Source organism: Streptomyces sp. NPDC060205, from assembly GCF_042728395.1.
Lineage (GTDB): Bacteria > Actinomycetota > Actinomycetes > Streptomycetales > Streptomycetaceae > Streptomyces.
The window spans coordinates 1-9,156 of sequence record NZ_JBHWZP010000355.1; the positions used below are offsets into that span (position 1 = coordinate 1).

At 67.8% G+C, this 9,156-nt stretch carries 8 protein-coding genes; all 8 read left to right on the top strand.

Features of this window, described 5'->3' with window-relative positions; all coding sequences use genetic code 11:
- Nucleotides 1-106 precede the first annotated feature (106 nt).
- The 8 genes from ACFWGJ_RS37495 (at nt 107) to pssA (ending at nt 9,111) form a co-directional block, all read left to right on the top strand.
- On the top strand, nt 107-940 hold the full coding sequence (locus ACFWGJ_RS37495) for a TetR family transcriptional regulator (protein ID WP_387333449.1): 834 nt from the start codon (nt 107-109) through the stop codon (nt 938-940).
- Between the two features lie 411 nt (nt 941-1,351).
- Nucleotides 1,352-2,689 (top strand): crotonyl-CoA carboxylase/reductase, encoded by a 1,338-nt coding sequence (ccrA, locus tag ACFWGJ_RS37500; protein WP_387333444.1) that lies wholly within the window; start codon nt 1,352-1,354, stop codon nt 2,687-2,689.
- Nucleotides 2,690-2,698: 9 nt separating this feature from the next.
- Nucleotides 2,699-4,747 carry a protein meaA gene (locus ACFWGJ_RS37505; protein WP_387333445.1) on the top strand — a complete coding sequence of 683 codons (2,049 nt, stop codon included), beginning with the start codon at nt 2,699-2,701 and terminating at the stop codon, nt 4,745-4,747.
- The gene (locus ACFWGJ_RS37510) at nt 4,744-5,718 is read left to right on the top strand and encodes an HpcH/HpaI aldolase/citrate lyase family protein (RefSeq protein WP_387333446.1); all 975 of its coding nucleotides are present in this window, start codon (nt 4,744-4,746) and stop codon (nt 5,716-5,718) included. Before ACFWGJ_RS37505 ends, ACFWGJ_RS37510 begins: the two co-directional genes overlap by 4 nt.
- Nucleotides 5,719-5,722: 4 nt before the next feature.
- Nucleotides 5,723-6,235, top strand: coding sequence for a MaoC family dehydratase (locus tag ACFWGJ_RS37515; RefSeq protein ID WP_387333447.1), 513 nt, complete (start codon nt 5,723-5,725; stop codon nt 6,233-6,235).
- A 2-nt stretch (nt 6,236-6,237) separates the two neighbouring features.
- Nucleotides 6,238-7,443: an acyl-CoA dehydrogenase family protein gene (locus ACFWGJ_RS37520; RefSeq protein ID WP_387333448.1), complete on the top strand. Its 1,206-nt coding sequence runs from the start codon at nt 6,238-6,240 to the stop codon at nt 7,441-7,443.
- A 170-nt stretch (nt 7,444-7,613) separates the two neighbouring features.
- Nucleotides 7,614-8,270: a phosphatidylserine decarboxylase gene (locus ACFWGJ_RS37525; protein ID WP_107016765.1), complete on the top strand. Its 657-nt coding sequence runs from the start codon at nt 7,614-7,616 to the stop codon at nt 8,268-8,270.
- 22 nt (nt 8,271-8,292) lie between these two features.
- Nucleotides 8,293-9,111 (top strand): CDP-diacylglycerol--serine O-phosphatidyltransferase, encoded by an 819-nt coding sequence (gene pssA / locus ACFWGJ_RS37530; protein WP_107016960.1) that lies wholly within the window; start codon nt 8,293-8,295, stop codon nt 9,109-9,111.
- Nucleotides 9,112-9,156 lie beyond the last annotated feature (45 nt).

The window sequence follows — 9,156 nt, forward strand, 5'->3', positions numbered from 1 at the left end:
AGGCAGGCGTGCGGACTGGGGCGGGCTGCTCGACCCCGCCGGCTCCTCCACCGGGGCCCTGGGCCCCGGCGGAGAAAGACCCGGTCGGGAGCGCTCCGGCGCGTCCATGCAGTACGTTCGGGGCATGTCCCAGCCCGCCAAGTCCTCCCGTACACCAGCCACGTCCGACGCGCCGGAGAGCGCCGCGGGCGGTCGCGCCGCGGCGCAGCGGCTCAAGATGCGCCGCGAGCTGGCGGCCGCGGCGATGGAGCTCTTCGCGACGAAGGGGTACGAGGCGACGACGGTCGACGAGATCGCGGCCGCGGCCGGGGTGGCCCGGCGCACCTTCTTCCGGCACTTCCGGTCCAAGGAGGAGGCGATCTTCCCGGACCACGACGACACCCTGATCCGGGCCGAGGCGGTGCTCAACGCCGCGCCGGCGCACGAGCATCCGCTGGACACGGTGTGCCGCGGGATCAAGGAAGTCATGCAGATGTACGCGGCCCGCCCGGAGATCTCGGTCTCGCGCTACAAGCTCACACGCGAGGTGCCGACGCTGCGCGAGGCTGAGATCGCGTCCGTGGCCCGGTACGAGCGGCTGTTCACCCGCTATCTGCTGGGGCACTTCGACGAGCACGCCCACGACGACGACGCCAACGACGACCCGCTGCTCGCGGAGGTCGCCGCGTCGGCCGTGGTCACCGCGCACAACCACGTGCTGCGCAGATGGCTGCGGGCGGGCGCCCAGGGCGATGTCGAGGCGCAGCTGGACCATGCCTTCTCCATCGTCAGGAAGACCTTCGGCACGGGGATAGGCGCCGGCCGGGACACGGCCGCGCACGCGGCGCCCGTGTCCAGCGCGTCGGTGGAGGGCGAGGTGCTGGTGACCGTCGCCCGGGTGGACGCGCCGCTGCACCAGGTGATGCGGACCATCGAGCAGGCGCTGAAGGAACGGTCGTAGCGACGACCCGCACCCACCACTGAAGGGGCACGCCCACTCGGGCTGTGCCCCTTTTCCATCCCCTTTTCCATCCCCTTTTTCGACCGCGCTTGATCGATCATCGCTCATCTGTGACGGGCAGATGACAACTGAGAGAAATTGTTGGCACTCGGTGCCTTGCTAGATGACACGCAGTGTCATACGTTGAAGTTGTCCGGGCGGCCGGCGTGCAGAGAACCTTCGTACGCCGGCTGTCCCCGCAAGCCAATGCCTGCGAGCCCGGACGCCTGCGTCACAGGCAACCTTCCGCGCCACAAAGCGCTGCCGAGCACCACCCCTCTGCCGAACCGACGGCACGTCTCACCAGCAGCTACCCACCCCGACGTAACCCTCAGCGTCCTCCCTCGGACGCTCATCGCCGGAGGCAACACCGTGAAGGAAATCCTGGACGCGATCCAGTCGCAGACCGCCACGTCCGCCGACTTCGCCGCGCTACCGCTCCCCGAGTCGTACCGCGCGATCACCGTGCACAAGGACGAGACGGAGATGTTCGCCGGGCTCACCACCCGCGACAAGGACCCGCGCAAGTCGATCCACCTGGACGACGTGCCGGTGCCGGAGCTCGGCCCCGGCGAGGCCCTGGTGGCCGTGATGGCCTCCTCGGTCAACTACAACTCCGTGTGGACCTCGATCTTCGAGCCGGTGTCCACCTTCAGCTTCCTGGAGCGCTACGGCAGGCTCAGCGAGCTGACCAAGCGCCACGACCTGCCGTACCACGTCATCGGCTCGGACCTCGCGGGCGTCGTGCTGCGCACCGGTCCCGGCGTGAACGCCTGGCACCCCGGTGACGAGGTCGTCGCGCACTGCCTGTCCGTCGAGCTGGAGTCCAGCGACGGACACAACGACACCATGCTCGACCCCGAGCAGCGCATCTGGGGCTTCGAGACCAACTTCGGCGGCCTCGCCGAGATCGCGCTCGTCAAGTCCAACCAGCTGATGCCCAAGCCCGACCACCTCAGCTGGGAGGAGGCCGCGGCGCCCGGTCTGGTCAACTCCACCGCGTACCGGCAGCTGGTCTCCCGCAACGGCGCCGGGATGAAGCAGGGCGACAACGTCCTCATCTGGGGCGCGAGCGGCGGCCTCGGCAGTTACGCCACGCAGTTCGCGCTCGCCGGCGGCGCCAACCCCATCTGTGTGGTCAGCAGCCCGCAGAAGGCGGACATCTGCCGGGCGATGGGCGCCGAGGCGATCATCGACCGCAACGCCGAGGACTACCGGTTCTGGAAGGACGAGCGCACCCAGGACCCCAAGGAGTGGAAGCGCTTCGGCAAGCGCATCCGCGAGTTCACCGGCGGCGAGGACATCGACATCGTCTTCGAGCACCCGGGCCGCGAGACCTTCGGCGCCTCCGTGTACGTCACGCGCAAGGGCGGCACGATCACCACCTGCGCCTCGACCTCGGGCTACATGCACGAGTACGACAACCGCTACCTGTGGATGTCGCTGAAGCGGATCATCGGCTCGCACTTCGCCAACTACCGCGAGGCCTGGGAGGCCAACCGGCTCATCGCGAAGGGCAGGATCCACCCGACGCTGTCCAAGGTGTACTCGCTGGAGGACACCGGGCAGGCCGCGTACGACGTGCACCGCAACCTCCACCAGGGCAAGGTCGGGGTCCTGGCGCTGGCGCCCACCGAGGGTCTCGGTGTGCGCGACCAGGAGAAGCGCGCCCAGCACGTCGACGCCATCAACCGCTTCCGGAACGTCTGAGGTCCGAAGATGACAGAGCGCCAGACGCCGCAGGAGCGCACCGAGAAGGACCGGCCGTGGCTCATGCGGACCTACGCCGGCCACTCCACCGCGGAGGCGTCCAACGAGCTGTACCGGCGCAACCTCGCCAAGGGGCAGACGGGTCTGTCGGTCGCGTTCGACCTGCCGACCCAGACCGGGTACGACCCCGACCACATCCTCGCTCGCGGCGAGGTCGGCCGGGTCGGCGTGCCGGTCTCGCACCTCGGTGACATGCGCCGGCTGTTCCAGGACATCCCCCTGGAGCAGATGAACACCTCGATGACCATCAACGCCACCGCCATGTGGCTGCTGGCGCTCTACCAGGTCGTCGCCGAGGAGCAGGGCGTCGACATCACCACGCTCCAGGGGACGACCCAGAACGACATCGTGAAGGAGTACCTGTCGCGGGGCACGCACGTGTTCCCGCCGGTGCCCTCCCTCCGTCTGACGACGGACATGATCTGCTACACGGTCAACAACATCCCCAAGTGGAACCCGATCAACATCTGCAGCTACCACCTCCAGGAGGCGGGAGCCACCCCGGTCCAGGAGATCGCGTACGCGATGTCCACCGCGATCGCCGTGCTGGACGCGGTGTTCGCGTCCGGGCAGATCCGCGAGGACCAGAAGGGGGACGTCGTCGCGCGTATCTCCTTCTTCGTGAACGCGGGCGTCCGGTTCGTCGAGGAGATGTGCAAGATGCGCGCCTTCGGCCGCATCTGGGACCGCATCACCCGCGAGCGGTACGGCATCGAGAACCCCAAGCACCGCCGGTTCCGGTACGGGGTCCAGGTCAACTCCCTCGGCCTGACCGAGGCCCAGCCGGAGAACAACATCCAGCGGATCGTGCTGGAGATGCTGGCCGTCACCCTCTCGAAGGACGCACGCGCGCGTGCCGTCCAACTGCCCGCCTGGAACGAGGCGCTGGGCCTCCCCCGCCCCTGGGACCAGCAGTGGTCGCTGCGCATGCAGCAGGTCCTCGCCTACGAGAGCGACCTGCTGGAGTACGCGGACATCTTCGACGGCTCGCACGTCGTGGAGGCCAAGGTCGCCCAGCTGGTCGAGGACTCGTTCGCCGAGATCGAGCGGATCGAGGAGATGGGCGGCGCGATGGCGGCCGTCGAGTCGGGCTACCTGAAGTCCCAGCTCGTGTCGTCGCACGCGCAGCGCCGGGCCCGTATCGAGTCCGGTGACGAGAAGATCGTCGGCGTCAACATCTTCGAGTCGACCGAGCCCAACCCGCTCACGGCCGATCTGGACGCCGCGATCCAGACGGTCGACCCGGCGGTCGAGGCCCGGGTGACCGCGGCCCTCCAGGAGTGGCGCGACACCCGCTACCAGCCGCCTTTCAACCACCCGCGCCCCTGCAAGGCGCTGGAGCGGCTGAAGGAAGCCGCCAAGGGCACCGGCAACCTCATGGAGGCCACCTTGGAGTGCGCCCGCGCCGGGGTCACGACCGGCGAGTGGGCCGGCGCCCTGCGCGAGGTGTTCGGCGAGTTCCGCGCGCCCACCGGGGTGTCGTCCGCGCCCGTCGCGGTGACCGCCGAGGAGGGCACCGCCATGGCGGTCGTCCGCCGCAAGGTGGAGCTCACCGCCAGGGACCTGGGCGTCGGCAAACTCCGCTTCCTGGTGGGCAAGCCGGGCCTGGACGGGCACTCGAACGGCGCCGAGCAGATCGCCGTACGGGCCCGTGACGCCGGCTTCGAGGTGGTCTACCAGGGCATCCGGCTCACCCCCGAGGAGATCGTGACCGCGGCCGTCGCCGAGGACGTCCACGGCGTGGGCCTGTCCATCCTGTCGGGCTCGCACGCCCAGCTGGTGCCCGACGTGCTGGAACGGCTGCGCGAGGCGGGCGCGGCCGACATCCCGGTGATCGCGGGCGGGATCATCCCGAACGCCGACGCCGAGCTGCTGAGGGCCGCGGGAGTGGCCGCGGTCTTCACCCCGAAGGACTTCGACATCACGGGAATCATCGGCCGTATCGTCGACGAGATCCGGAAAGCGAACAAGCTCGACCCTCTGGAGGTCCCCGCATGACCAGCCCTGTTCCCCAGGTCAACCGTTTGCGCCCGCGGCGCTCCTGCCTGGCCGTGCCCGGCTCGAACCCCCGCTTCCTGGAGAAGGCCCAGGGCCTGCCCGCCGACCAGGTCTTCCTCGACCTGGAGGACGCGTGCGCGCCGCTGGCCAAGCCGGAGGCGCGGCACACCATCGTCAAGTTCCTCAACGAGGGCGACTGGACGGGCAAGACGCGGGTCGTGCGCGTGAACGACTGGACGACCGAGTGGACGTACCGCGATGTCGTGACGGTCGTCGAGGGCGCGGGGACCAACCTCGACTGCATCATGCTGCCGAAGGTGCAGGACGCCCAGCAGGTGGTCGCCCTCGACCTGCTCCTGACGCAGATCGAGAAGACCATGGGCTTCGAGGTCGGCAGGATCGGCATCGAGGCGCAGATCGAGAACGCCAAGGGTCTGAACAACGTCAACGAGATCGCGACGGCCTCCCAGCGCGTCGAGACGATCATCTTCGGCCCGGCCGACTTCATGGCGTCGATCAACATGAAGTCGCTGGTCGTGGGCGAGCAGCCGCCCGGCTACCCGGCGGACGCCTACCACTACATCCTGATGAAGATCCTGATGGCCGCCCGCGCCAACAACCTCCAGGCGATCGACGGCCCCTACCTGCAGATCCGCAACGTGGACGGCTACCGCGAGGTCGCCCGGCGCGCCGCGGCCCTCGGCTTCGACGGCAAGTGGGTGCTGCACCCCGGTCAGGTCGAGGCGTCGAACGAGATCTTCTCGCCGTCCCAGGAGGACTTCGACCACGCCGAGCTGATCCTGGACGCGTACGAGTACTACACGTCCGAGGCGGGCGGCAAGAAGGGCTCCGCGATGATCGGCGACGAGATGATCGACGAGGCGAGCCGCAAGATGGCCCTGGTCATCTCGGGCAAGGGCCGCGCCGCGGGCATGGAACGCACGTCCAAGTTCGAAGCGCCGGAGGCCTGAGCACATGCAATTCGGGCGAACCTTCGAAGAGTTCGAGGTCGGGGCGGTCTACAAGCACTGGCCCGGGAAGACCGTCACCGAGTACGACGACCACCTCTTCTGTCTGCTCACGATGAACCACCATCCGCTCCACATGGACGCCAACTACGCGGAGAACACCACCGACTTCAAGAAGAACGTGGTGGTCGGGAACTACATCTACTCCCTGCTGCTGGGCATGTCCGTCCCCGACGTGTCGGGCAAGGCGATCGCCAACCTGGAGGTCGAGTCGCTCAAGCACGTCGCGCCGACCTTCCACGGCGACACGATCTACGGCGAGACCACGGTCCTCGACAAGACGCCCTCCCGGTCGAAGGACGACCGCGGGATCGTGTACGTCGAGACGAGGGGCTACAAGCAGGACGGCACGCTGGTCTGCGTGTTCCGCCGCAAGGTGATGGTTCCCACCGAGACGTACATCAAGGAGCGCGGCGGCGAACAGCCCGGCCGGCCCCAGCTCAAGGAGCAGGAGAAGTAGCCATGGCGCGACTCGCCCAGACCGCCGGTCTGACCGACATCCAGCGGGAGATCCTGTCGACCGTACGGGACTTCGTCGACAAGGAGATCATCCCGGTCGCGACCGGGCTGGAGCACCGCGACGAGTACCCGCAGCAGATCGTCGACGGGCTCAAGGAGTTGGGGCTCTTCGGGCTGATGATCCCCGAGGAGTACGGGGGCCTGGGTGAGTCGCTCCTCACCTACGCGCTGTGCGTGGAGGAGATCGCGCGCGGCTGGATGTCGGTGTCCGGCATCATCAACACCCACTTCATCGTGGCCTACATGCTCAAGCAGCACGGCACGCAGGAGCAGAAGGAGTACTTCCTGCCGCGCATGGCGGCGGGCGAGGTGCGCGGCGCGTTCTCCATGTCCGAGCCGGCGCTCGGCTCCGACGTGTCGGCCATCACGTCGAAGGCGGTGAAGGACGGCGATGAATATGTCCTGAACGGGCAGAAGATGTGGCTCACGAACGGCGGAACGTCGACTCTCGTGGCCGTTCTCGTGAAGAGTGACGAAGGCCACCCCGAGGGCACCGCGCCCCACAAGTCGATGACGACCTTCCTCGTGGAGAAGGAGCCGGGTTTCGGTGAGGTCCGCCCCGGCCTGACCATCCCCGGGAAGATCGACAAGATGGGCTACAAGGGGGTCGACACCACCGAGCTGATCATGGATGGCCTGCGCATTCCGGCCAATCGCGTGCTCGGCGGCACCACCGGCCGAGGTTTTTATCAGATGATGGACGGGGTCGAAGTGGGCCGCGTCAATGTGGCCGCGCGTGGTTGCGGTGTCGCTCAGCGTGCGTTTGAGCTGGGCGTTTCCTATGCCCAGCAGCGCCACACCTTCGGCAAGCAGATCGCTCAGCACCAAGCGATCCAGTTCAAACTGGCCGAGATGGCTACCAAGGTCGAGGCCGCCCATGCGATGATGGTCAATGCGGCGCGCAAAAAGGACTCCGGGGAGCGAAACGACCTCGAAGCAGGGATGGCGAAGTACCTCGCCTCCGAGTACTGCAAGGAGGTCGTGGAAGATGCCTTCCGGATCCACGGCGGCTACGGCTTCTCAAAGGAGTACGAGATCGAGCGCCTCTACCGCGAGGCCCCGATGCTGCTCATCGGTGAAGGTACCGCCGAGATCCAGAAAATGATCATCGGACGCAGGCTGCTCGAAGAGTATCGGCTGCAGGGTTAGATATACCGATTCGGGGTGTTTTCATCGAGAAGAAGATCACACCCCGTCAGCACTCTTCGGACACCGACTCGGCTTCCTGGCTTACCCAGTTGTGGCCCGCGACCGGTACGATCCCGGGAAAGCCGCCGTCCCCAGTCACAGCGCGGCATCATCCGCTACGAAGGTCATCCATGCCCCACAGCCAAACCTCTGCACCACGCGACAGCCTGGCCGGCGTACGTCTTGCGCGCGGAGCATCGCCGTGGCTCCTCCCGACCGTCGCCACCGCAGCCCTCAGCCTGGTACGCGCGCGCAAGTCCGGCGCCGCCAAGGCCGTGGCCGTACCCGCCACCGCTCTCGCGGCGGGCATGCTGTGGTTCTTCCGCGACCCCGAGCGCGAGATCACCCAGGGCCGGGTCATCTCGCCCGCCGACGGTGTGGTGCAGAGCATCATGCCGTGGAAGGACGGGCGCACCCGCGTCGCGATCTTCATGAGCCCGCTGAACGTCCACGTCAACCGCGCGCCTCTCTCCGGCACGGTGACGTCGGTCGAGCACATCCCCGGCGGCTTCGTTCCGGCGTTCAACAAGGAGAGCGAGAACAACGAGCGCGTTGTCTGGCACTTCGACACCGAGCTCGGCGACATCGAGATGATCCAGATCGCCGGTGCGGTCGCACGGCGCATCGTGCCGTACATCCCGCAGGGCACGAAGGTCGAGCAGGGTGAGCGGATCGGCCTGATCCGCTTCGGGTCGCGCGTCGACATCTACCTTCCCGAGGGCGTGGAGGTCGACGTGGAGGTCGGCCAGAAGACCGTGGCGGGGGTGACTCGCATTGACCGTGATTGATCCCGAGACGCAGACCGGCTGGGTGCCGGAGGCCGACGAGCTGGACGACGAGGAGGAGATGCCCCTCTCTCTCCGCCTCTCAATAGCGGACACGCTCACGCTCGGTAACGCCACGTGCGGCTTCATGGCGGTGTACTTCACCACCACCGGCATCCTGATCCCGCACCTCACGGGCAGCCAGGAGACCGGCATGGCGCGGCACAGCGCCGCCACGGCCGTGATCCTGATGCTCTGCGCGGCGGTCTTCGACCTGTTCGACGGTCTGGTCGCCCGCAAGCTGCGCTCGTCCCCGATGGGCGCGGAGCTGGACAACCTCTCGGACCTGATCAGCTTCGGTCTGGCGCCGGCGTACTTCGTGCTCGTGTACGGCATGGTCGCCGACGACGCGCACCAGCGGGTCGCGGCGGTGGGCGGGATCGTGGTCCTGTTGGCGGTCGTGCTGCGCCTGGCGAGATTCTCGTGCGTCACCGTCAAGGACGGCACCTTCCAGGGCATGCCGTCGCCGTTCGGCGCGCTGACGGTCGTCTCGATCGTGCTGCTTGAGCTGCCGTTCGTCGCCACGCTCATGGCGATCATCGGTACGGCGTGGCTGATGGTGAGCCGGGTCGAGTACCCGAAGCCGCGCGGGCGCCTCGCGGTGGCGATGCTCTCCTGGATCGTGCTCAGCATGGCGCTGCTCGCCGCCTGGGCGTTCGACGCGCCGGGTGGGCAGCTGCTGCTGCAGACCGGGTGTGCGTTGCAGTTGGTGATGGGGGCCGTCATTCCCCTCTTCGCCACGGCTCGGCGGGTGAACAACTTCCGGGGTAACCGGCGGGAGGCGCGGGCGGCTCAGCTGCCCTAGTTCTTGCACCCTGTGCATGGGAAGGGCCCCGGACCAGTTCACTGG

What these genes read in the sequence shown, in the direction of transcription:
- ACFWGJ_RS37525 (WP_107016765.1), top strand. Translation starts at nt 7,614, where the DNA reads ATGCCCCACAGCCAAACCTCTGCACCACGCGACAGCCTGGCCGGCGTA.
- ACFWGJ_RS37515 (WP_387333447.1), top strand. Translation starts at nt 5,723, where the DNA reads ATGCAATTCGGGCGAACCTTCGAAGAGTTCGAGGTCGGGGCGGTCTAC.
- ACFWGJ_RS37505 (WP_387333445.1), top strand. Translation starts at nt 2,699, where the DNA reads ATGACAGAGCGCCAGACGCCGCAGGAGCGCACCGAGAAGGACCGGCCG.
- ACFWGJ_RS37510 (WP_387333446.1), top strand. Translation starts at nt 4,744, where the DNA reads ATGACCAGCCCTGTTCCCCAGGTCAACCGTTTGCGCCCGCGGCGCTCC.
- ACFWGJ_RS37495 (WP_387333449.1), top strand. Translation starts at nt 107, where the DNA reads ATGCAGTACGTTCGGGGCATGTCCCAGCCCGCCAAGTCCTCCCGTACA.
- ACFWGJ_RS37520 (WP_387333448.1), top strand. Translation starts at nt 6,238, where the DNA reads ATGGCGCGACTCGCCCAGACCGCCGGTCTGACCGACATCCAGCGGGAG.